The sequence below is a fragment of the Amycolatopsis sp. NPDC114484 genome, from assembly GCF_055633755.1.
In genome coordinates this window covers 89,360-109,589 of record NZ_JBVKDQ010000009.1, presented here as the reverse complement: position 1 = coordinate 109,589, position 20,230 = coordinate 89,360, and the positions used below count along the sequence as shown (strand labels likewise).

24 protein-coding genes and 1 riboswitch are annotated in these 20,230 nt (G+C 70.0%); of the genes, 11 read left to right on the top strand and 13 right to left on the bottom strand.

Going from position 1 to position 20,230, the window contains the following annotated elements; all coding sequences use genetic code 11:
- Positions 1–163: 163 nt before the first annotated feature.
- The 6 genes from ACZ7SW_RS22785 to ACZ7SW_RS22760 form a co-directional block, all read right to left on the bottom strand.
- Positions 164–772 carry a hypothetical protein gene (locus tag ACZ7SW_RS22785; protein WP_470232417.1) on the bottom strand — a complete coding sequence of 203 codons (609 nt, stop codon included), beginning with the start codon at positions 770–772 and terminating at the stop codon, positions 164–166.
- A 329-nt stretch (positions 773–1,101) separates the two neighbouring features.
- Positions 1,102–1,986, bottom strand: a complete 885-nt coding sequence (locus tag ACZ7SW_RS22780) for a hypothetical protein (RefSeq protein ID WP_037809292.1) — start codon at positions 1,984–1,986, stop codon at positions 1,102–1,104.
- Positions 1,983–2,459, bottom strand: coding sequence for a DUF6932 family protein (locus ACZ7SW_RS22775; RefSeq protein WP_470232416.1), 477 nt, complete (start codon positions 2,457–2,459; stop codon positions 1,983–1,985). The genes ACZ7SW_RS22780 and ACZ7SW_RS22775 overlap by 4 nt, the downstream gene beginning before the upstream one ends.
- Before the next feature lie 69 nt (positions 2,460–2,528).
- Positions 2,529–2,981 (bottom strand): LapA family protein, encoded by a 453-nt coding sequence (locus ACZ7SW_RS22770; protein ID WP_470232415.1) that lies wholly within the window; start codon positions 2,979–2,981, stop codon positions 2,529–2,531.
- Between the two features lie 6 nt (positions 2,982–2,987).
- Entirely contained in the window at positions 2,988–3,686 is a 699-nt protein-coding gene (locus ACZ7SW_RS22765; protein WP_470232613.1) for an OmpA family protein, read from the bottom strand.
- Between the two features lie 157 nt (positions 3,687–3,843).
- Positions 3,844–4,671, bottom strand: a complete 828-nt coding sequence (locus ACZ7SW_RS22760) for an SGNH/GDSL hydrolase family protein (RefSeq protein ID WP_470232414.1) — start codon at positions 4,669–4,671, stop codon at positions 3,844–3,846.
- A 275-nt stretch (positions 4,672–4,946) separates the two neighbouring features.
- Here ACZ7SW_RS22760 and ACZ7SW_RS22755 point away from each other — a divergent pair, with 275 nt between their 5' ends.
- Positions 4,947–5,630, top strand: coding sequence for a DUF3159 domain-containing protein (locus tag ACZ7SW_RS22755; RefSeq protein WP_470232413.1), 684 nt, complete (start codon positions 4,947–4,949; stop codon positions 5,628–5,630).
- Positions 5,631–5,720: 90 nt separating this feature from the next.
- Here ACZ7SW_RS22755 and ACZ7SW_RS22750 read toward each other — a convergent pair whose 3' ends face one another.
- Together ACZ7SW_RS22750 and ACZ7SW_RS22745 are read right to left on the bottom strand one after the other, a co-directional pair.
- Entirely contained in the window at positions 5,721–6,683 is a 963-nt protein-coding gene (locus tag ACZ7SW_RS22750) for an N-acetylglucosamine kinase (protein ID WP_470232412.1), read from the bottom strand.
- A complete protein-coding gene (locus ACZ7SW_RS22745; RefSeq protein WP_470232411.1) occupies positions 6,680–7,723 on the bottom strand; it encodes an SIS domain-containing protein in 1,044 nt (347 codons plus the stop codon). The genes ACZ7SW_RS22750 and ACZ7SW_RS22745 overlap by 4 nt, the downstream gene beginning before the upstream one ends.
- 153 nt (positions 7,724–7,876) lie before the next feature.
- On the opposite strand from ACZ7SW_RS22745, the gene ACZ7SW_RS22740 reads away from it, so the two are divergent.
- From ACZ7SW_RS22740 to ACZ7SW_RS22730, 3 genes are read left to right on the top strand one after another with little or no spacing between them, the layout of a single operon-like run.
- Positions 7,877–8,626 carry a GntR family transcriptional regulator gene (locus ACZ7SW_RS22740; protein ID WP_009084055.1) on the top strand — a complete coding sequence of 250 codons (750 nt, stop codon included), beginning with the start codon at positions 7,877–7,879 and terminating at the stop codon, positions 8,624–8,626.
- Positions 8,627–8,630: 4 nt separating this feature from the next.
- Complete coding sequence (locus tag ACZ7SW_RS22735; protein WP_470232410.1) at positions 8,631–10,130, top strand: MFS transporter; 1,500 nt, start codon at positions 8,631–8,633, stop codon at positions 10,128–10,130.
- An 18-nt stretch (positions 10,131–10,148) separates the two neighbouring features.
- Positions 10,149–10,916, top strand: coding sequence for an NAD(P)-binding domain-containing protein (locus ACZ7SW_RS22730; protein WP_470232409.1), 768 nt, complete (start codon positions 10,149–10,151; stop codon positions 10,914–10,916).
- On the opposite strand, the gene ACZ7SW_RS22725 is transcribed toward ACZ7SW_RS22730, so the two are convergent.
- Positions 10,893–11,324, bottom strand: coding sequence for a MarR family winged helix-turn-helix transcriptional regulator (locus ACZ7SW_RS22725; RefSeq protein WP_470232408.1), 432 nt, complete (start codon positions 11,322–11,324; stop codon positions 10,893–10,895). The two genes, ACZ7SW_RS22730 and ACZ7SW_RS22725, sit on opposite strands and share 24 nt — an antisense overlap.
- A 79-nt stretch (positions 11,325–11,403) precedes the next feature.
- On the opposite strand from ACZ7SW_RS22725, the gene ACZ7SW_RS22720 reads away from it, so the two are divergent.
- Complete coding sequence (locus tag ACZ7SW_RS22720) at positions 11,404–12,084, top strand: SDR family NAD(P)-dependent oxidoreductase (protein ID WP_470232407.1); 681 nt, start codon at positions 11,404–11,406, stop codon at positions 12,082–12,084.
- Between the two features lie 130 nt (positions 12,085–12,214).
- On the opposite strand, the gene ACZ7SW_RS22715 is transcribed toward ACZ7SW_RS22720, so the two are convergent.
- Positions 12,215–13,159, bottom strand: coding sequence for a threonine ammonia-lyase (locus tag ACZ7SW_RS22715; protein WP_470232406.1), 945 nt, complete (start codon positions 13,157–13,159; stop codon positions 12,215–12,217).
- A 154-nt stretch (positions 13,160–13,313) separates the two neighbouring features.
- On the opposite strand from ACZ7SW_RS22715, the gene ACZ7SW_RS22710 reads away from it, so the two are divergent.
- Positions 13,314–14,108 (top strand): hypothetical protein, encoded by a 795-nt coding sequence (locus tag ACZ7SW_RS22710; RefSeq protein WP_470232405.1) that lies wholly within the window; start codon positions 13,314–13,316, stop codon positions 14,106–14,108.
- Between the two features lie 233 nt (positions 14,109–14,341).
- Here the strand turns inward: ACZ7SW_RS22710 and thiE are convergent, their stop codons facing one another.
- Positions 14,342–15,007 carry a thiamine phosphate synthase gene (gene thiE / locus ACZ7SW_RS22705; RefSeq protein WP_470232404.1) on the bottom strand — a complete coding sequence of 222 codons (666 nt, stop codon included), beginning with the start codon at positions 15,005–15,007 and terminating at the stop codon, positions 14,342–14,344.
- Positions 15,008–15,037: 30 nt separating this feature from the next.
- Positions 15,038–15,143, top strand: a riboswitch (TPP riboswitch).
- Here thiE and thiO point away from each other — a divergent pair.
- The 3 genes from thiO (at position 15,140) to thiG (ending at position 17,183) form a co-directional block, all read left to right on the top strand.
- Positions 15,140–16,228, top strand: a complete 1,089-nt coding sequence (thiO, locus tag ACZ7SW_RS22700; RefSeq protein WP_470232403.1) for a glycine oxidase ThiO — start codon at positions 15,140–15,142, stop codon at positions 16,226–16,228. (Overlaps the previous riboswitch by 4 nt.)
- On the top strand, positions 16,228–16,428 hold the full coding sequence (gene thiS / locus ACZ7SW_RS22695; RefSeq protein WP_116200378.1) for a sulfur carrier protein ThiS: 201 nt from the start codon (positions 16,228–16,230) through the stop codon (positions 16,426–16,428). Before thiO ends, thiS begins: the two co-directional genes overlap by 1 nt.
- A 2-nt stretch (positions 16,429–16,430) precedes the next feature.
- A complete protein-coding gene (thiG, locus tag ACZ7SW_RS22690; RefSeq protein ID WP_470232402.1) occupies positions 16,431–17,183 on the top strand; it encodes a thiazole synthase in 753 nt (250 codons plus the stop codon).
- Between the two features lies 1 nt (position 17,184).
- Here thiG and ACZ7SW_RS22685 read toward each other — a convergent pair whose 3' ends face one another.
- Positions 17,185–18,126 (bottom strand): NAD(P)-dependent alcohol dehydrogenase, encoded by a 942-nt coding sequence (locus ACZ7SW_RS22685; protein ID WP_470232401.1) that lies wholly within the window; start codon positions 18,124–18,126, stop codon positions 17,185–17,187.
- A gap of 57 nt (positions 18,127–18,183) precedes the next feature.
- On the opposite strand from ACZ7SW_RS22685, the gene ACZ7SW_RS22680 reads away from it, so the two are divergent.
- Together ACZ7SW_RS22680 and ACZ7SW_RS22675 are read left to right on the top strand one after the other, a co-directional pair.
- Entirely contained in the window at positions 18,184–18,807 is a 624-nt protein-coding gene (locus tag ACZ7SW_RS22680) for a TetR/AcrR family transcriptional regulator (RefSeq protein ID WP_470232400.1), read from the top strand.
- Positions 18,808–18,950: 143 nt separating this feature from the next.
- The gene (locus ACZ7SW_RS22675; protein WP_470232399.1) at positions 18,951–19,382 is read left to right on the top strand and encodes a MarR family winged helix-turn-helix transcriptional regulator; all 432 of its coding nucleotides are present in this window, start codon (positions 18,951–18,953) and stop codon (positions 19,380–19,382) included.
- Here ACZ7SW_RS22675 and thiD read toward each other — a convergent pair.
- Positions 19,379–20,212, bottom strand: a complete 834-nt coding sequence (gene thiD, locus ACZ7SW_RS22670; RefSeq protein ID WP_470232398.1) for a bifunctional hydroxymethylpyrimidine kinase/phosphomethylpyrimidine kinase — start codon at positions 20,210–20,212, stop codon at positions 19,379–19,381. The two genes, ACZ7SW_RS22675 and thiD, sit on opposite strands and share 4 nt — an antisense overlap.
- Positions 20,213–20,230: the final 18 nt, after the last annotated feature.

The window sequence follows — 20,230 nt, the reverse complement described above, 5'->3', positions numbered from 1 at the left end:
GCGTAGGGTCGGCCGCGACGCTGGCGGAGCCCTAGGGGAGGGGCAGGCTGTGAAGCCGGCGACGGGACCGCGGCAGTACCGCGCGGACCTGGAAGAGCCGCCAGGAGCGGCTCGGTGGCGGTTGGCCGGCCGAGATGGGGGTAGGCCGGCCGGCCGCCAGGCTCTACTCGACGTTCGCCGTGCAGAGCGCGATCGAACTGCCGCTGCTCTCGGCGACCTTCTTCCCGTCGACGAGGATCTGGCAGCTGATCTGGTTGGTCACGCCCGCGTTGGCGGTGTCCGCGGTGAGCGAGAGGATCGGCGTGCCGCCGTCGTAGGACGCGTGGCCGTGCCAGTCGTCGGTGCTCGGCGGGGTGGACGCGGTGCGCTGGTCGTTGAGCGTGCCGTAGCGGACGGTCGCGCCGCCCGCCGACGTCACCACGAAGTCGACCGAATGCTTCTCGCCCGGCTGCGGCGGGATGTGCAGTTCGCCCGCCCGCGCGGTGCCGAACATCGACGGGTACAGCGCCATCGCGCCGCACAGCAGGACGGCGAGTGCGGAAAGCGTGGTTCCGGTGAGGGCGACACCCAATCCGCGCATTGTCCCCTTGGAGGAAAGTACGATTCCCGCAATTCCGGCGACCAGGCCGACGCCGGCGAGCGGCCAGGCGAGGAAACCCCAATCCGGCAGGAAGGCGACCCCGGCCGCGGCGAGGCCGAGCGTGACCGCGAGGCCACCGGGCCAGTTCGCCCGCCTTCGGGACGGTGCCTGCCGGGGCGTCCGGGTCGTCACTTGCGGGGATGGACGGTGCGGACCAGGGCGAGTAGTGGTACGGCTGTGTCGTGCGGGTGCGGCCGGATACGGCTGCTCGGTCGTCATGCGTGCCTCTTCCGCTGTGTTGGCGAAGACGCTAACGCAGATAGCCGCGTAGTTGGAATAATCGTTATCGAGAGACAATGTCATTCATTTACCGCGTCCGGCCAATCGGGGTCATTTCCCGCCGGATTGCGCGAACCGGCGCCATTTGCTGGCCGAAAAAGACTTCCGGGTGATTCCGAAGAGCGACCGCGTGCTTACCCGAACGGCCCTGACCTGGCGACGCGGTCGTGCCCGCGCACCATTCACTGGTCGAAAAGGTTGACTTCCGGAGTGATCTCGAGAAGTTCGTGCACCGGCCTGCCGCGGCGTCCGTCGATGGTCGTCGTGCGCACTACGCGCAACCGCGCGGTCACCGGGCGATCGAGATTTTCCTTGATCTGGTCGAGCAGATCCGGGGCGACCGCGCCCTGAATGGTTCCGCCGGATTCCCGCTCCAGATAAAAAATCCGCCGCCGGGTGCGCACGCCGTCGAGGCGTCCGGTCACCGTCTCGTAGCCGACCGCCTCGCGCGATTCGCGCAGGCTGCCCTGCAGCACCCTGGCCTGTTCGGTGGTCATGCTCCGGGTCACCTGCTCGCCCGCGGTCGGCGTGAGCGCCATCCCGATGCCCGCGTGCTTGCTGACCGCGTTGACGACATCGCTGACCGCGTTGCGCACCGTGTCGCGCTGCAGCAGCACCGCGTCGAGCGCGCCGTCGTCGGAACCGTTGGCGGGCAGGAAATCGCAGAGTTCCTTCACCGCGCGCTCGGACAGCGTTTCGATGCCGTCGTGGATCAACGCGTCGTCGACCGCCGGTTCCGGGAAACCGAAGAAGATCGCGTTGCCCGCCTGTCCTTTTTGGATCAACGGGGCCTTGTCCCGGTCCGCCTGCTGAACGAAGGTGACCTCATTCGACGGATTGCGGATGATGTGGCCGATCTTCGCCGTGGCGTCCTGCAGCGCGCGGCTGATGTCGGAAAAGGTGTACGCGTCGATGTGCGTTTCGCCGATCACCGACACGTGCAGCAGCGGCGCGCGGCAGGTGCGTTCGAACTTCGCGTTCGCCGCCATCGCCGAGGCGCGCGCGAGGTCGTCGAGCCACGTGCCGCCGGGAATCTCGTCGGCGATCCGCCGGAACTCGTTCCTCACCACACCATCTCCGGGATGCCTCTGCCGCCGTCGGCCCACACCGATTCCCACACGTCCTCGTCGCCGGGACGGCACAGGAAGCCGTCGAGCATGCCGCCGACCGGCTGGATCTGGTCGAGGTACATCGCGGGCTGGCCGACGATGATGCCGCGCAGGGTCAGCAGGCCGTACAGCGCGGTGCGGCCGCTGTCGTCAAGCCGCTTCAGCGCGCCCCATTCGTCCGGCAGCAGCACCACGTCGAGCCCGCGCGGCGGATGCGCCGTGCGGGTGACGAACGCGCCGCCGAGCCAGGCCCGCCCGGAGGTGATCACCCGCTGGGCGACCCCGAGGTAGCTGTTGAGCGCGCTGAAGAGGATCTCGCGCTCGTTCTGGTGTGGCGCGTCGTACACCAGCCGCTCGTAGACGTCGGCGATGTCGGCGTGGTGGCGGCCCGGCGGCAACTGGTTCTGCGACGTCCAGTGCGGAAGCGCCATAGGACCTCCTGACGTCGCCCGGGGCCCTCAGCCCGCTTACCGTGCGTAGCCGAATCTACCAGGTGGGTGTCAGCCACTGCGTCCAGGTCGGCGGGGCGCGGGTTCGTCGTCGTGCGGCCAGTGCGGACTCCGCTGGTCGTTCTCGGGCCAGCTCAGTTCGCCCGACAGCCGCGGCTCGGGATCGGGCAGCGGATGCCCGGCCGGGCCGTGCGCCGGAGGGTGCCCGTGGTACGGCTCGTCCGGGTCGACGTCCGGGTAGTCGTTGTAGACGCGCTCAGGCGGGTCGTCGTAGTGCGGATGCGCCGGTTCCTGGTGGTCCTCGTAGTCCTCGTACGGGTTCGCCCGCGGGATGTGCCGGGTCTCTTCGACCGGATCCTCGACCGGCGCGACGGCGGGCCGGTAGGGCACTTCGTCAGCCTCGGCCTTCGGCCGGGACGCCCGCGTGAACAGCCACATGACCGCCGCCCCGAGCAGGAACGAGACGAGCAGCCACAGCCAGATCTGCCCGAAGAGCCAGAGCATCCGCCATCACCTCTGTTCCACTGTGATCTCGACCCGCCGGTCGCCGTCGTTCCCGCTGTCCGAGCCGCTGGTGCTGCCCACCGCGAGCAATCGGTCCGGCGGCACGTCCTCGCGGATCAGCAACCGGATCACGGCCAGCGCCCGGTTGCGGGAAAGCTTCAGCGCGGCACCGCGCCCGCCCGGACCGCCGGCGACCCGGCCGACGAAGCGGTAGCGCAGGTTGTCCGGTGCGTCGCGCAGCAACGGCGCGAGGTCGCGCGCGGCCTGCTCGCCTTGGTCGGTGAGACGGTCGGTGTCCGGTTCGAAAGTGAGCGGCGCGGCGGCGAGCTTGCGGTCCAGTTCGGCCTGGATTCCGTCGCGGTCGGTCGGCGGCGCGGCGGGCGGGGCGGCCGAGCTCGGCGGCGGGCTGGCCGGCGGCGTCGTGGACGGTTCGGGTGAGGGCGCGGGTCGCACCGGCCCGGTGCCGCCGGAGGCTTGCGCCGACTCGACCCCGTCGACTCCCTGCACGATGCCCAGCGCGCGGCCGGCGTCTTCGGCCGGGAATCCTTCGAGGGTCGCCTGCCGTCCGGAGAACTTCACGTCGCCGCCGCGGAGACCGGCCGCGTCGAGAGCGGAGCGTGATCGCGCGGCGAGATCGTCCTGGATTCCGCTGCCTTGCAGCCAAGTGACGATGCCCGCGAGCAGCGCCGTGACCACCACTGCCACGGGGATCAAGCGAAGCCACCCTCGTGCACCGGACATAAAGGGACCCTATGCCGGGCCGCTCCGCTTGGCGACCTGGTGACGGCCGCCGTTCGGGTGGCTCTCGCGACAGTGCCTGTACCGGTGGTCACCGGCACAGGCACTGTCGAGGGAACCGCGTTCAGGAGGCGGTCGCGTTGCCTCGCACGTCGATGCTGATGCTCGCCGGGTCGTCCGGCACAAGCGGTACGAGCGGAGCCAGCTCCGGCCGCTTCGGCTGCAGGCCGTCGCCCATGGACTCGCCGCGCAGCTGGCGGCGGATCCACGGCAGCAGGTGCATCTTGGTCCACGCGAGGTCCGAGCGCCGCGACGTCATCCAGGTGGCGGGCTCGCTGCTCGGCGGGTACGGCTCGCGCCAGTCCTCGTCGACCGGGACGCCGAGCACCTCGGCGGTGAGCAACGCGATCCGGCGGTGCGCGTCCGGCGTGAAGTGCAGTCGGTCGTCGCTCCAGGCGCGCCGGTCGTGCAGCGGCTCCATGTGCCACATGTCGACCATCTTCGCGCCGTGCCGGGCCGCGATCGCCCACAGATGCGTGTTGTAGATCGCGACCTTGCCGCGCAGCACGCTCATCACCGACAGCGATTTGGTGTCCGGCCCGTTGAAGATCACCACCGGGATCCCGGCCGCGCGCAGCTTCGCCACCCCCGCCTCGAAGCGCGCCGCGATGGCGTCGACGTCCACGCCCGGCACGATCACGTCGTTGCCGCCCGCGCACAGCGTGACCAGGTCGGGCTTCAGCTCCAGAGCGATCGGGACCTGCTCGTCCATGATCTCGTCGAGCATCTTGCCGCGCAGCGCCAGGTTCGCGTATTGGAAACCGGGCTCGTCTCCCGCCAGCATCTCGGCGAGCCGGTCGGCCCACCCCCGGAACGTCCCGTCCGGGTGGTCGTCGTTGAGCCCCTCGGTGAAGCTGTCCCCGATGGCTACGTAGCTGTTGATCCCGTACACGCTGGGTCCCCTTTCCCGCTGGTGCGCGCCTGTTCCCCGTGAAGTCCCGGCCCTAGTTGTACACCCCAACTAACAGTCGGATATCCCCGTATCCTTCCCGCCGGACCCGACGAGTTCAGCCAGACGTCACAGTCTCTTACCTTGTCGGGGTCTCGCGCCTCCTTATTACGGCAATTTCACCGGGACGAAGCTCACGATCGGGCCGGTACCGGGCGCCGTGTGGGGTAGGTCTCCCGACCTGGGGGTCCGCCGGGAGTTGCGGCAGGCTGGAAGCTGTGACAGACGAGACTGCGAAGGGGCCGGCGCGGCAGTCGCTCACGCAGATCCTCGGCGGGCGGCGCGGCGCGATCGACGCCAGCATCCCGCCCGCCGCGTTCGTCGTCGGCTGGCTGGCGTCCGGCCAGTCGATCGCGTGGGGAGCCGGGGTCGCGATCGGCGTCGCCGTGCTGCTGGGCGCGTACCGGCTGATCCGCGGCGACAAGGCGCGCGCGGTGGTGGTGAGCCTCGCCGCGGTCGTGATCGCGGCGCTGATCGCGATGCACACCGGCCGGGCCGAGGACTTCTTCCTGCTGCAGCTGTTCTCGAACGCGGCGAGCGCGCTGCTGTTCGCGGCGAGCATCGCGGTGCGCTGGCCGTTGCTCGGCGTGATCGTGGGACTGCTCCTCGGGCAGAAGACCCGCTGGCGGCGCGATCCGGCCCTGCTGCGCGCGTATTCGTGGGCGAGCGGCGTGTGGGTGCTGCAGTACTTGCTGCGCGTGGTCGTTTACGGCCTGTTGTGGTGGACCGGGCAGGTGGTGGCGCTCGGAGTGGCGCGCACGGTGCTGTCCTGGCCGCTGGTGGCGGCGACGGTGGCGGTGAGCGGCTGGGTCCTCTACCGGAGCCTTCCAGCAGAACACCCGGGCCTTCGCCTGGCGAAGGACCCGGGTGCGGGCGGGCCCGAAAACGGACCCGGAAGTTAAGGCGGCCCCCGGCGAGGGGGGAGGGTCCGGGGGCCGGTTCCTACGGTACCCGGACCGGAGGGGTTGAGTCGACGGTTTCGACTCTTCCACTCAAGTTTTGGTGGCATTCACCCGTCGGGATGGTCGTGGGGTGTCCTCGCCCCACGCTCCCACCGCCGCGAGCCACGCCGCGCCGAGCACTCCATCGGAGCTGGTCAGAACGTTGAGTCCGGCGAATTCGGCCCGCACGCGAGCCCCGGCCGGGCTGTTTTCGGCCAGCACGCTGCCCACGAGCACGATCGGAGTTTTTTCTCCCGGCTCGCGCGTGGCGCGAGCCACGCGCACGAGATGCCCGGCGCCCCGCGCGACGATTTCCTCCGCGACGGGCTCGCCGGCGGCCGCCGCGGCACTCACCAGCGGCGCGTACCGGGCGAGCCGGACCGGGGGTTCCGCATTGGCATGGGTCACCAGCGCCCACTTGAGCTTGGAGCGGTCGGACAAGTCCACTGCGGACGGTCCGAACGCTTCCGCGAGGACCGCCCCGGCCAATCCGTCGAGCGGGCCGTCGCCTTCGAGCGCGGCGAGCGTGGCACGCACGGCTTCGCGACCGAGCCAGAATCCGGAGCCTTCGTCCCCGAGCAGCCAGCCGTGGCCGCCCGCGGTGGCGACCATCCGGCGGCCGCGGATGCGCCCGGCGATCGAGCCGGTGCCCGCGACGAGCACGGTCCCGTCCGGCTCGGCGGTCGCGGAGGCGTAGGCCACCTCGGCGTCGCCGGTGACGCGGACCAGGCCGCCGAGACCGATCCGCTCCCACGCCGCGGTGAACTCCGCCGCGACGGCCGGGTCGGACAGCTTGCTCTCGCCTGCCATGCCGACCACGACGCCGAGTACGCCGGTCCGTCCGTCCACTGCGGATTCGATGGCTCCGGCGATCCGGGCCGCCGCTTCCGCGGGCGGATGTGAGTTGGGGTTCGCGCCGCCCGCGGCTCCGGTGCCCCGCACGACGCCGGCGGCGTCGATCGCGATCGCTCGCGTCGAGGTGCCGCCGGCGTCCACGCCTACTACGAGGCTCACCGGGTCTTGGTCACCTTCAGCAGACCGCGCGGGTTGTCCGGGTTGCCGCCGCGAGCGAGCGACAGCCCGAGCGCGATCCGCTGGATCGGCAGGATTTCCAGCACTGGAGCCAATTCCTCGACCGTCGGGGCGACCGGGATGCGCAGCGCGGCGGGCACGTCCTGCGCCGCCGAGCCGACCGCGAGCACGTCCGCGCCGCGCTCGCTGACTGCTTCGAGCACCTCGCGCATGGCTTCGCCGCCGCGGCCGAGGCTGGTGGCGGCGAGCACGGCGGTCTCGCCGTCGACCGCCGCGACCGGGCCGTGCAGCAGGTCCGCGCCGCTGTAGGCGCGGGCCGCGAGGTAGCTCGTCTCGGCGAGCTTCAGCGAAGCTTCGAGCGCGCTGGCGTAGGAGTAGCCGCGACCGGTGGTGAGAACGCGGTCGACAAAGCGATACCGGTCCACCGCGCGCTGCACGCCTTCGACGGAACCGTCGAGCGTCTGCTGGGCCAGTTCGCCGATCTTCTCGGCGTCCTCTCCCTTGCCGCCGCGGATCGCGTCGATGAAGAGATACAGCGCCATCAGCGTCGCGGAGTAGGTCTTGGTCGCCGCGACTGCCTTTTCGAGGCCGGCGCCGATGTCGACACCCAGTTCCGAAGCCGCGCGCAGCGGCGAGTCCGGGGTGTTGGTCACGGACACGGTCAGCGCGCCCTGGCGGCGGGCGGCCTCGGTGACCTCGATCAAGTCGGGCGAACCGCCGCTCTGGCTGACCGTGATGAAGAGCACGTCGCGCAGGTCCGGACGAGCGCCGTAGAGCGTCGCGGTAGACGGCGACACGAGCCCGGCCGGCAGGCCGAGGAGTACCTCGATCAGGTATTTCGCGTACAGCGCGCCGTGGTCGCTCGAACCGCGAGCGGCGAGCAGCGCGAACCGCGGCGGGTTCTGTGAAATCTTTTCCGCAACTTCCGCGATGCCGGACCGCCGCTCGACCAGCCCGGCAAGAATGCTGGGCTGCTCCGAGATTTCCGCGGCCATGTGCTCGCCGGGACGTTGTTGGGTCATCACTTTCCTCTCCGCCGGGACGGGTCCCGGTGTGCTGAGCGGCGTCCGGTCAGGTCTAGACCAATGCTAGCCGGGCGGAGCGGGTCGGGAGAAGGGTACGTTTCCTCACGGGGCAGTGGCGCGTTTAATGTGGGAAGACTGAGGGAGCCGGGCATGCTGGAGACACCCCCCGCGAGCGAGGCGGGGACTGCTGCGCGAGGGCAGCGCGAACCCAAGTACTGGGCGCTGAAGCAGCATCTGCTGGACCTGCTCGACGCACTGCCGCCGGGATCGCCGATCCCGACCGAGCGGGCGCTGGCGGGAGAATTCACCGTTTCGCGCACCACCGTGCGCCAGGCGCTGGCGGATCTCACCGCCGAGGGCAGACTGCACCGCGTCCAGGGCAAGGGCACGTTCGCCGCCGAGCCGAAGCTCGCGCAGCGGCTGCAGCTGTCCTCTTATACCGAGGACATGCGCAAGCAGGGCCTGAAGCCGTCGTCCCAGCTGCTGGAGCTCGAAGAGCTGCCGGTCGAGGGCGAGATGACGAAGCTGCTTCAGCTGCGCAACGGCGCGAAGATCCTGCGGCTGCGCCGGCTCCGGCTCGCCGACGGCCAGCCGATGGCGCTCGAGACCACGCACCTGCCGCTCGGCCGGTTCCGCGGGCTGCGCAAGCACATCACCGCGGGCGGTTCGCTGTACGCGGTGCTGCGCGAGCATTACGGAGTCGAGCTGGAGCGCGCGGAGGAGACCATCGAGACGTCGCTGGCCGGGCCGCAGGAAGCGGAGATCCTCGGCGCGGACGTCGGCATGCCGGTGATGATGCTGACCCGGCATTCGTTCGCCACCGACGGCAAGCCGGTCGAGTTCGCCCGCGCGGTCTATCGCGGCGACCGGTACAAGTTCGTCACCACGCTGCTTCCCTGACCGCGTGGGCGTCGCGGGGGACACCGGCATCCGCTGGGGCACGCCCGCGGCTCGCGGCGTGCTCTGGACGACCATCCTCGGCTCCGGGATGGCGATGCTCGACGGCACGATCGTGAACGTCGCGCTGCCCCGGATCGGCGAGGAGCTCGGCGCGTCGGTCGCCGGTCTGCAGTGGATTCTCGACGGCTACCTGCTGGCGCTGGCCGCGCTGATCCTGGTCGCCGGGTCGCTCGGCGACCGCTATGGCAGGCGGCGCGTGTACCTGGTCGGCGTGGTGTGGTTCGGGCTCGCGTCCGGGCTGTGCGCGGCGGCGACGTCGACTGAGCTGCTCGTGCTGTTCCGCGTGCTGCAGGGAATCGGCGGGGCGTTGCTGACGCCGGGTTCGCTGGCGATCTTGCAGTCGTCGTTCTCGCACGAGGACCGGGCGCGCGCGATCGGCTCGTGGTCCGGGCTCGGCGGGATCGCCGCGGCGGTCGGGCCGTTGCTCGGCGGACTGCTGGTGCAGGCGTGGTCGTGGCGGCTGGCGTTCCTGATCAACCTGCCGCTCGCGGTGGTCGTCGTGCTGATGGCACGGCGATTCGTGCCGGAGTCGCGGGATACCGCGGCGACCGGGCATCCGGACTACGTCGCCGCGGCGGTCGGCGCGCTCGGGCTGGCCGGGGTCACCGGTGCGCTGGTCGAGGCGCCGGTGCGCGGGATCGGCGATCCGGTCGTGCTGGTCGCGTTGGTGGCCGGGGTGGTCGGGTTGGGGTTGTTTCTCTGGCTCCAGCACCGTGCTGCCGAACCGCTGGTGCCGCCGTCGTTGTTCCGCGACCGGACGTTCACGCTGTCGAACGCGCTGACGTTCGTGGTTTACGCGGCGCTCGGCGGCGTGATGATGTTGCTGGTTCTGCAGCTTCAGGTGTCGCTGGGTTATTCGCCGACGCTGGCCGGACTGGCCGGATTGCCGATCACGGTGATCATGCTGCTGCTTTCCGGGCGGTCCGGCGCGCTCGCGCAGCGGATCGGGCCGCGGCTGCAGCTGGTGGTCGGGCCGATCGTGGTCGGCGTGGGGATGTTGCTGCTGACGCGGGTCGGGCCGGGGTCGTCGTACCTCGGGTCGGTGCTGCCCGCGGTGACGGTGTTCGGGCTGGGGCTGGCCACTGTGGTCGCTCCGGTAACCGCGACGGTGCTGGCCGCCGCGCCGGATCGGTACGCCGGGGTCGCGTCCGGGGTGAACAACGCGATCGCCCGATCGGGTGGACTTCTGGCGGTGGCGGTGCTGCCCGCCGCGGCTGGTTTGACTGGTTCGGCGTACCGGGATCCGGTCGCGCTGACCGCCGGATGGCAGACGGCGCTGGTGATCTGCGCGGTGCTGGCGATCGCCGGCGGGCTGATCGCGTTGGGAATTCACAACGGAGTGCTCGGCGCCGCCGAGCCGGACGATTCGCCGCATCCCGGGGATTGCTTGCATTGCGGGGTGGAAGGGCCGCCCACGCACGTCCATCCAGGCGGGCGTCGCTGAGTGTTCGGTGGGGGAAGCGTGCTGGGGTTTGTCGGTACCGGGGAGCTGACCGCGGCCATCGTGACCGGGCTCGACGGAAGCTTGCCGGTCGTGTTGTCGCCGCGCTCGCGGGAAATCGGCGCGGGGCTGGCTGCCCGGTATCCGGACGTGCGGGTGTGCGCGAGCAATCAGGAAGTGCTGGATCAGGCGGACACTGTGGTGCTGGCGGTGCGGCCGCCGGTGCTGCGCGAAGTGGTGGCTGAGCTGGCGTTCCGGCCGGAGCACGTGGTGCTCAGCGCGGTGGCCGGGGTGCGGGTGGAGCAGGTGCGGGAGTTGGTCGCACCGGCTTCGCGGGTGGTGCGGTCGATTCCGTTGCCGCAGGCGGCGCAGCGGCAGAGCCTGACTGCGATGTACCCGGAGGACGGCGTCGCGCGGGAGTTGTTCGAGCGCGTGGGCGGGGTAGTGGTGCCTCGCGACGAGCCGAGCTTGGAAGCGTTCAGTGCGGCGACGTCGACGTTCGCCGCGCACCTGGATTATCTGGCGACGATTGCCGGGTGGATGGTCGCGCAGGGCGTCGAGGACGAGGCGGCTTCGGCGTACGTGAGGCATGTGTTCGCGCAGGTCGGAAAGTCCCTGGCCGGGGGCGGCTCGTTGGCGGAGCTGACTTCCCGGCATATGACCCCGGGCGGGATCAACGAGCAGTTGCTGACCGATCTGCGCCGGGACGGCATGCCGGAGATGGTGCGGCAGGGCTTGGACGCGGTGCTGGCCCGGTTGCGCGGATCAGCCGCGGGATCGGGTGACTAGCCGGGTCTCGATGCTCTGCAGCGCCGTGATCAACGCCCCGGCCTCGGTCGGGGAAGTCCCGTCGAGCAGCGTGGACCAGGTGTCGCGCAGCCGCTGCAAGTTCTCGGCGGCCTTTTCGGTGGGGTAGAGGCGCACCCGCCGGGCGTCCTCGGGATCGGCGTCCCGGCGGAGCAGCCCCTTCTGCTCCAGGCCCCGGACGGCTCTGCTGACGTTGCTGGAGATCATCTGGGTGGCCTCGGCCGCGGCGTTGACCGTGGTTCCGGGATGCCGGTCGACGAACCGCATCACCGCTCCCTCCAGCGGCGTTCCCGACTCGGCGTCGGCTTCCTTGGCGGCGTTGATGTGCCGGGCCACCGCGAGGATCAGATCGGCTAGCTCGAAGAGCCGCGCGCTCTGTTCGTCTTCCATCCGGTCAGCTTACCTATCGTTTGACAGGTATCTGCCGGGCGGCGTAACTTAGCTATCAATTGATAGCTAAGGAGCAGTCATGACCGCAGGCAAGAGCGCATTGATCATCGGGGCGTCGCGTGGGCTGGGCTACGCGCTGGCCGCCGAGTTCCTCGGCCGTGGCTGGCGGGTCACCGCGACCGAGCGGACGCCCTCCGCGCTGCACGAGCTGGGCGGGCTCACGGTGGAGACCGTCGACATCGCAGTGCCCGAACAGGTCGCGGCGCTGCGCGAGCGGCTGGCCGGGTCGTCGTTCGACCTGCTGTTCGTCAACGCCGGAACCAACTACACGACCGACCCCGCGGCGACGTTCGCCGATGTGTCCACCGAGGACTTCGCCCAGGTCATGGTGACCAACGCGCTGAGCCCGATGCGCGTCGTCGAGACCCTGCAGGATCTGGTCCCCGCGACGGGCACCATCGGCGTGATGTCGTCGGGCCAGGGCAGCGTCACCGACAACACCAAGGGTGGCTTCGAGGTCTACCGGGCGAGCAAGTCCGCGCTGAACCAGCTCATGCGCAGCTTCGCCGCGCGGCACGCCGACGACCCGCGCACGCTGCTGCTCATGGCGCCCGGCTGGGTGAAGACAGACCTCGGCGGCCCGGGTGCCCGGCTGACCGTCGACGAGAGCATCCCCGGGGTCGCCGACACGATCGAAGCTTGGGCGGGCAAGGGTGGGTTGCACTACCTGGATCGCCAGGGGCAGACCGTTAACTGGTGACCGGCCTCAGAGGTCCGTGAGGGCCTCCCTGAGGGAATCAGATTCCCTCAGGGAGGCCCTCACGGACGTCCACCTCGCGAACCGAACCCGTTGGCCGAGGGCAACCCCTCGCAGCGTCGGGGCGGCCGTGCTAGGCGAGCAACTCGGCCAGCATCGCCGGGTCGATGTTGCCGCCGGAGACGATCGCCACCGTGCGTCCGCCGGGGAGCTCGTCGGCGTGGTGCAAGTAAGCGGCGGGGGCGGTGGCGCCACTGGGCTCCGTCACCAGGCGGCCTTGCCGGGCCAGCGCTCGGACGGTGTCGCGGATTTCGTCCTCGGTCACCGTGATCACGCCGTCCAGAACGTGCTGCAGGTGCGCGAACGTGAGCTCGGACGGTTGCGCGCGCAGGCCGTCGGCGATGGTGCGGGCGCGTTCGGCGATGGGCCAGTCCACGATCTCGCCCGCGGCGAGGCTGGCCGCGGTGTCGGCGGCCAGTTCCGGTTCGACGCCGTAGACCTTCGCGTTCGGGCACTTCGCCTTGATCGCGGTGCCGACGCCGGAGGCGAAGCCGCCGCCGCTGACCGGGACCAGCACGGTCTCGACATCCGGCAGGTCCTCGGCGATCTCCAGGCCGACGGTGCCCTGCCCGGCGATGATGTCCGGGTGGTCGAACGGCGGGATCAGCGTGAGACCGCGTTCCTCCGCGAGCGCGAGCGCCGCCGATTCCCGTTCCGCGATCGGCACTTCGCGGACTTCCGCACCCCAGCGAAGAGTGGCTTCGACCTTCAGCCGCGGAGTGACGTCCGGCACCACGATCACCGCGGGAATCCCGAATTCGCGGGCGGCGTAGGCGACCGCTTGCGCGTGGTTGCCGCTTGAATACGCGACCACGCCGCGTTTCCGTTCGACGTCGGTGAGTGCGGCGATCGCGTTGTACGCGCCGCGGATCTTGAACGCGCCGATCGGTTGCAGGCTCTCGGGTTTCACCCAGAACTCGCCGGGAACCCAGAGCTGACGCAGCAATGGAGTGTGCACCGCGGTGCCCTTCACCCGCTCGGCCGCGGTTTCGATGTCGGAGATCGTCACGAGGTGCATGGGGCGAGTATGTCAGGAATGTGTGAGCTTTAGTCTATCCATTTTGGACAGTCAACGTGGCGTCCCTCACGCCGGGGCAACGAAGGGAGCACCTCAGACGACTTAACCGTTGAAGAAACAGGGACAACGGCTGGGAAACGATCAGATCGGAATCATGAGCGAGGAGCAGAAGGAAACCGCGGAGGACAAGAAGAAACTCCGGACGACCTCGGTGCTCGCCGCCGCGCTGGCGGCGGTCACCGCCGCGTTGCTGGGTTCGACGCTGGGGGTCGCGGGAACAGTCATCGGCGCCGGAGTGGCCAGCGTGGTCAGCACCGTCGGCGGCGAGTTGTACCTGCGTTCTCTGCAGCGCACTCGTGATGCCGCGCGGAAGGCGATGGAAACCGCTGCGCGACGCGGTCGCGGCGGCTTGGCACCGGTGCGGGTGCCCAGCGACAAGCCAACCGCCCCCGGCGAGGCGCCAACGGCGTATCTCCCGGCTGACCTGGCGAACATGCCCACGGTCCGGTTGTCCGAGCTGAAGCCGACCGAGCCGGAGAAGTCGGACAGTCTGGGCGAAAAGCTGCGGAAGCTGCGGTGGCCGTTGATCATCGCTTCGAGCGTGGTGGCGTTCGTCGTCGCGTTGGTCGTTCTGCTGGGGCTTGACTGGACGACCAAGGGAAGCGTGTCTACCGGGCTGATCCCTCGGCAGCCGGATACCAGCCAGCAGCGGGATGACCACCCGGACAACGCGCCGAGTACTGCGCCGCAGACCCCTCCGCCAGGCGAGTCGAAGCAGAACAACCCGACGTCCACTCCCATGACTACGCCCAGCGCTCCGCCGCCTTCGGAGCAGACGCAGCAGAGCCGCCCGCCGTCAACGTCCTCGAAGCCGAGCACGAGCTCGCAGGCCCCCAGCACCAGCCAGACTCCGACGGCCCCCGCAGTCCCGTCAAACGCAGGCGAGTAGCCCTCCCTCCGCCGTTGTCCTCACAGACCACCACGAACCGCCACCGGTGCACCCACCGAACCACGCACCCACACCACCCCCGCACCCCGATACGAAGCCAAAATGCGGTCTGAGGGTGCTTGTCAAGGCATCTTTCCCGCCTTGACAAGCACCCTCAGACCGTCATCACAATCAAGCTTCGGGGTGCCCCCACGCAACACCGCAGCAATGTCGCCGCCAGGCGACGAGCCCCCCTAAGAAAGCCGAACCCTAAGCCCCTCCGCAGCAGCCTTAGGATCCTCAGCCTCAGTAATAGCCCGAACAACCACAACCCGAGAAGCCCCCGCCTCCAGCACCTCCGGCAACCGAGCCTCGTCAATCCCGCCGATCGCGAACCACGGCCGCTCAGTCCCGAGAGCCGCGGTAGACCGAACCAACCCCAACCCAGGCGCAAACCGCCCAGGCTTAGTCGGCGTGGGCCAACAGGGCCCAGTGCAGAAGTAATCCACCCCGTCCTCACCAGCCGCCGCCGCGGCCTGCTCCGCCGAATGGGTAGACCGCCCGATCACCACGTCGTCGCCCAGCACCCGCCGCGCAAGCGACACCGGAATATCGTCCTGCCCCAGATGCAGCACATCCGCCCCCACCGCCAGCGCCACATCCGCCCGGTCGTTCACCGACAGCAGCGCCCCGTGCCGCGCACAGGCCTCCGCCAGCACCTCCAGCGCCGCGATTTCCTGCTTGGCCTCCAGCGGCGCGCCCCCGGTCTTGTCCCGCAGCTGCACGATGTCGACGCCACCCGCCAACGCGGCGTCAGCGAACTCAGCAAGGTCTCCCCGCGAAGCACGGGCGTCAGTGCACAAGTACAGCCGGGCGTCGGCGAGACGGGTGCGAATTTGGTCTCCGGTCAAGGCAGGCATGGCGGTGACGTTACCCGCGCGCTACGGTGTTGGAGTCCGCACGGGAGCCCGAGGCACGGGCTGAGAGGGAGCTGCCGCTCCGACCGTGGAACCTGATCCGGGTCATGCCGGCGCAGGGAGCGTGATTCCACTGTGAACACCAGCACCACAACCGTCACTGTCGTCGGCGGCGGCGTCATCGGGCTGTCCGCGGCCTGGCGCGCGGCCGTCTCTGGATGGCGCGTCACGGTCATCGACCCGGATCCGGTGCGCGGCGGCGCGTCCTGGCTGGCCGGCGGGATGCTCGCCCCGGTCACCGAGGCGTGGCCGGGTGAGGAAGCCGTGCTCAGCCTGGGGGAAGCGTCATTGCGGCGCTGGCCCAGCTTCGCGCGGGAACTCGGTGCCGAAGGGACCGATCCCGGGCTGGCCGAGCACGGCACGATCGTCGTCGGGTTCGACAGCGCCGACGCCGGGCACCTCGACATCCTCGCCGGGTACCTGCGTTCGCTCGGCCGCGACGTCGAGACACTCACCGGCCGCGCGGCGAAGCGGCTCGCGCCGGGCCTTGGCGCGGTTCGCAGCGGCCTGCGTGTGCCGGGCGATTTAGCCGTGGACAACCGGAAACTGCTCACAGCGCTGAGCGAAGCGGCTACGAAGCGTGGGGTCGAGTTCCGTCGCGAACGGCTCGAGAGCCTCTCCGAAGTGTCCGGTCCGGTGATTCTCGCCGCGGGTGCGTGGACCGGTCAGCTGCATCCGTTGCTGGAGCACGCCGTACGCCCGCTCAAGGGGGAGATCCTGCGGCTGCGTCCGCGTCGGGGTTGCCTGCCGCCTCCGCCGTACACGGTGCGCGCGATGGTCGAAGGACGGCCGATCTATCTGGTACCGCGAGAAAACGGCGAACTGGTCCTTGGCGCGACGCAGTACGAAGCGGGTTTCGACCAGGCCGTCACCGCGCGCGGCGTACGCGAGCTGCTGGAGAACGCGGAACGGATTCTGCCCGGCATCACGGAGTACGAGCTGGTGGAAGTCGCCGCCGGACTGCGCGCCGCGAGCCGAGATGCGTTGCCGTACATCGGCGAAGTGAGCGAAGGCGTGTACGCGGCGACCGGGCATCACCGCAACGGTTTGCTGATGGCACCCGCGACTGCGGACGCTGTGGTCGCGTGGCTGGCCGGCGAAGCCCCGTCGCCGGAGGTCGCCGCGGCGACGCCCGCCCGGCTGGTCGAGAAGGAGCGAGTCTGATGGAGATCAAGGTCAACGGCGAGTGGCGGGAGTTTCCCGACGACAGCACCGTTTCCGCGGTCCTCGACGCGCTGGGCGCGGAACGCCGGGGCGTGGCCGTCGCGGTCAACGGCGAGGTCGTGCGGCGTGGCGAATGGGAAGAAGCGGTCGTGCCGAAGGGCGCGCACCTCGAAGTGCTGACCGCGGTTCAAGGAGGTTGAGCATGGACGACCTGATCATCGGCGAACACAAGCTGTCGTCGCGATTGATCATCGGCACCGGTGGCGCGGCGAATCTCGAGGTGCTGGAACGCGCGCTGGTCGCGTCGGGCACCCAGCTGACCACCGTGGCGATGCGCCGAGCCGACGCCGAGGGCGGCTCCGGGGTGCTGGAGTTGTTGCGGCGCTTGGACATCGAGCTGCTGCCCAACACCGCGGGCTGCCGGACGGCGGCGGAAGCCGTGCTCACCGCCCAGCTGGCCCGCGAGGCGCTCGAAACGAACCTGATCAAACTCGAGGTGCACGCCGACGACCGGACGCTGCTGCCCGATCCGCTGGAGACCCTCGAAGCGGCCGAACGCCTGGTGGCGGACGGGTTCACGGTGTTCGCCTACACCAACGACGACCCGGTTCTCGCCCTCCGCCTGGAGGAGGCGGGCTGCGCCGCGGTGATGCCGCTCGGCGCCCCGATCGGCACTGGGCTGGGCATCCGGAACCCGCACAACATCGAACTGATCGTCTCGCGCGCGTCGGTGCCGATCGTGCTGGACGCGGGAATCGGTACTGCGTCGGATGCCACGCTGGCGATGGAACTCGGCTGCTCGGCGGTGCTTCTGTCGACAGCGGTGACCCGGGCGGCGGATCCGGAACGGATGGCGCTGGCGATGCGGAGCGCGGTGGAGGCCGGGTATCTGGCGCGTGGCGCGGGACGGGTGCCGCAGCGGTTTTGGGCGCAGGCGTCGAGTCCGCGTCGCTGAGCTACACCTCGACGACGATTTTGCCGCGCACACCGCCGTTTTCGAGCGTGCGGTGTGCCTCGGCGAGATCGGCCAACGGAAACACCTTATCCACCAATGGTCGAACCAGCCCGGCATTGACCCACCGGCTCAGGTCAGCGAGCAGATCCGCCTTCGGATTCCCGCTGAAGGCCCGCACCCAGCGAGTCGGGCGCAGCGAGTTCGCCGCTATATAGCCAAGCGAGCGGACCGGATGGTCGAGGTCGAACGCGATCGCGACCATCCGTCCGCGCGGGGTCAGCAACCGCCGGAAAGTGTCGAGGTCGCGGCCGACGGTGTCGAGAATGACGTCAAACTTCCCGAGGTCGCCAGGATCGCGGTAGTCGAGAGCGATCTCCGCCCCGAGTTCCTTTGCCAGCTCTAGGTTTTTGGCGCTCGTCAGCCCGGTCACGTGCGCGCCCATCGCCTTGCCGAGTTGCGTCGCCACAAACCCGACTCCGCCGGTCGCGCCGCGGATCAGCAGGCGTTCGCCGGGCTTGAGATGGGCTTTGTCGCGCAGCGCGGTGATCGCGGTGATGCCCACCGCCAGCGACGCGGCTTGCGCGGGATCGAGTCCAGCAGGCACGTGGTCCAGGCGGTCGGCGGCCATCACGTAGTACTCGGCGGCGGTGCCCATCTTCCGCCCGCCGCCCCAGACGAGGTCGCCGACGGCGAAGCGGCTCGTCCCGGGTTCCGCCACCTCACCGACCAGGTCGATGCCGATCCGCTTGGGAAAACGCTTGCCGCTGAACGGAAGCAGCTTTCCGGACCGCATGGCGAGTTCGCCGCCGTTGACCGAGAGCGCACGTACCCGGACGAGGACTTCGCCGGGGCCGGGCACCGGTGTCGGAACAGTCGTCTCACGCAGGACTTCCGGCGGTCCGTAGCGGTCGTAGGCGATGGCTCGCATCGAAGTGGAAGGCATGTTCCACTTCTAGCACGGAAAGTGGAAGGGGTCTTCCGATTCGGGTAAAGTGAGAGAGTGCCGGAAAGATCGACTCGGTTGCGCACCGACGCCGCCCACAATCGCGCGCAGATCCTCGAGGTCGCGGAGCGCACCTTCGAGACCGAGGGCCTGGACGTGTCGATGAGCGAGCTGGCGCGCCGCGCCGGCCTCGGCGTCGCCACGGTGTACCGCCATTTCCCGACCAAGGCCGACCTCGTCGCCGAAGCCTTCGCCGAGCCGATGGCCGAATGCGCGGGCATGCTCGAAGAGGCGCTCGCCGACCTCGACCCGTGGCGCGGGTTCTGCCGGGTGATCGAGGAGATGTGCGAGATGCAGGCGCGCAACCACGGTTTCTCCGCCGCGATCGTGACCGCGCTGCCGGATCAGGCTGGTTTCGCGAAGCTGCGAGACCAGGCGCTGCGGGGGTTCACCGAGTTGATCCGCCGGGCGCAGGAAGCCGGTGCGCTGCGGGCCGACTTCGCGGTGTCCGACCTGTCGTTGATCTTGCTGGCGAACGGCGGGCTGCGGTCGGGCGCGGGAGCCGCGGCACCGGCGGCGTCGCGTCGGCTGGCGGGGTATCTGCTGCAGTCGTTCCGCGCGGAGACGGCGGTGCCATTGCCGCCGCCCGCGGAGCTTCCGCTCGACGTGTCGGTGCTCTAAATGGGCGGCCAAGTTGCACAAATGGCTGGGTAATGGTGATTTCGCCCGCGCTTGACGCGGATTGTGCACGGGCACGCCGTATGGTTGACGGCACCCTTTCCGGCGCACCCAGCGGCGGGCACCAGCGTCAGAAGGAGCCGATCGTGACTCTTTCCTCGGTCCAGGACGTAACGGGCCGGTTGTACCTAGCGGTGGGACGGCTTTCCCGCTCGCTGCGCCAGGCGGGCGCGCCCGGGCCTGGACACGGGTCGATCTCCGCGCTGGCCACGCTCGTGCACTTCGGCGAGCTGCGGCTGGGCGACCTTGCCGCGAAGGAGGGCGTCGCGGCGGCCACGATGTCGCGGATCGTGGCCACGCTGGTGGAAGCCGGTTACGTCACCCGCGAGTCCGATCCGGTCGACCGGCGCGCCTGGCTCGCCCGTGCCACCGAGGAAGGCGAACGCCTCGTCTCCGGCGTGCGCTCCACCCGCGTGCAGGAACTCAACCGCCGCCTCGACCGGCTCACACCCGAGGCCCGCGAGTCGATCATCGCCGCGCTGCCCGCGCTGGAAGCCCTGATCTCCGACGAGGTCTAGCGCTCCTCCGGAGCCAGCCGCCAGAACGCTGACACCGGGCCGACTTTCGCGCCCATCGGGTACGAGTGTTCGACGGCCTGCGAGACGAACCATTTGCCGTAGCGCGCCGCTTCGACCACCGGCATGCCCTTGGCCAGCCCAGCGGTCAGCGCGGACGCCATGGTGTCGCCGGCGCCGTGCGTGTGCGGGGTCTGCCAGCGCGGGCCGGGCAGCTCCACGAACGTCGAACCGTCGAAGAGCAGGTCGACGCACTCCGGGTCGGACTGCAGGTGGCCGCTCTTCACGAGCACGTACTTCGGGCCGAGCTGGTGCAGTACGACGGCCGCGGTGTGCATGCCTTCGCGGTCGGTCACGGTCATGCCGGTGAGCAGCCGCACCTCGTCCAGGTTCGGTGTCAGCACCGTGGCGCGCGGCAGGAGTTCGTCGCGCAGCGCGGCGAGGCCGTTGTCGTCGAACAGCGACTGGCCGGTCATCGCCGCGGCCACCGGGTCGACCACGAACGGAATCGCGCCGTCGCGCCCGATCCCGGCCTTGTCGCAGGCCGCCGCGACCGCGTGGATGATCTCCGCGGACGCGAGCATGCCGGTCTTCGCCGCGCCGACGCCCATGTCCGCGGCGACCGCCTCGATCTGCCCGGCGACGATGTGCGGCGGCAGATCGGCGCGGTCGTGCACGCCGAGCGTGTTCTGGACGGTGACCGCGGTGACCGCGACCAGGCCGTGCACCCCGCAGGTGAGGAAGGTCCGCAGGTCCGCCTGCAGCCCGGCGGCCCCGCCGGAATCGGATCCGGCGATGGTGAGCGCGGAGGGCGGGCTCGGGTTCTCAGTCATGTGCGCGTTCCGACTTCT

Excerpts from the sequence above, each read along its gene's own strand:
- ACZ7SW_RS22685 (WP_470232401.1), bottom strand. The coding sequence starts at position 18,126 with ATGCCTTCCACTTCGATGCGAGCCATCGCCTACGACCGCTACGGACCG.
- thiE (WP_470232404.1), bottom strand. The coding sequence starts at position 15,007 with ATGCCTGCCTTGACCGGAGACCAAATTCGCACCCGTCTCGCCGACGCC.
- ACZ7SW_RS22715 (WP_470232406.1), bottom strand. The coding sequence starts at position 13,159 with ATGCACCTCGTGACGATCTCCGACATCGAAACCGCGGCCGAGCGGGTG.
- ACZ7SW_RS22745 (WP_470232411.1), bottom strand. The coding sequence starts at position 7,723 with ATGACCCAACAACGTCCCGGCGAGCACATGGCCGCGGAAATCTCGGAG.
- ACZ7SW_RS22725 (WP_470232408.1), bottom strand. The coding sequence starts at position 11,324 with ATGGAAGACGAACAGAGCGCGCGGCTCTTCGAGCTAGCCGATCTGATC.
- ACZ7SW_RS22740 (WP_009084055.1), top strand. The coding sequence starts at position 7,877 with ATGCTGGAGACACCCCCCGCGAGCGAGGCGGGGACTGCTGCGCGAGGG.
- ACZ7SW_RS22775 (WP_470232416.1), bottom strand. The coding sequence starts at position 2,459 with ATGGCGCTTCCGCACTGGACGTCGCAGAACCAGTTGCCGCCGGGCCGC.
- thiD (WP_470232398.1), bottom strand. The coding sequence starts at position 20,212 with ATGACTGAGAACCCGAGCCCGCCCTCCGCGCTCACCATCGCCGGATCC.
- thiG (WP_470232402.1), top strand. The coding sequence starts at position 16,431 with ATGGACGACCTGATCATCGGCGAACACAAGCTGTCGTCGCGATTGATC.
- thiS (WP_116200378.1), top strand. The coding sequence starts at position 16,228 with ATGGAGATCAAGGTCAACGGCGAGTGGCGGGAGTTTCCCGACGACAGC.
- ACZ7SW_RS22710 (WP_470232405.1), top strand. The coding sequence starts at position 13,314 with ATGAGCGAGGAGCAGAAGGAAACCGCGGAGGACAAGAAGAAACTCCGG.
- ACZ7SW_RS22720 (WP_470232407.1), top strand. The coding sequence starts at position 11,404 with ATGACCGCAGGCAAGAGCGCATTGATCATCGGGGCGTCGCGTGGGCTG.
- ACZ7SW_RS22770 (WP_470232415.1), bottom strand. The coding sequence starts at position 2,981 with ATGCTCTGGCTCTTCGGGCAGATCTGGCTGTGGCTGCTCGTCTCGTTC.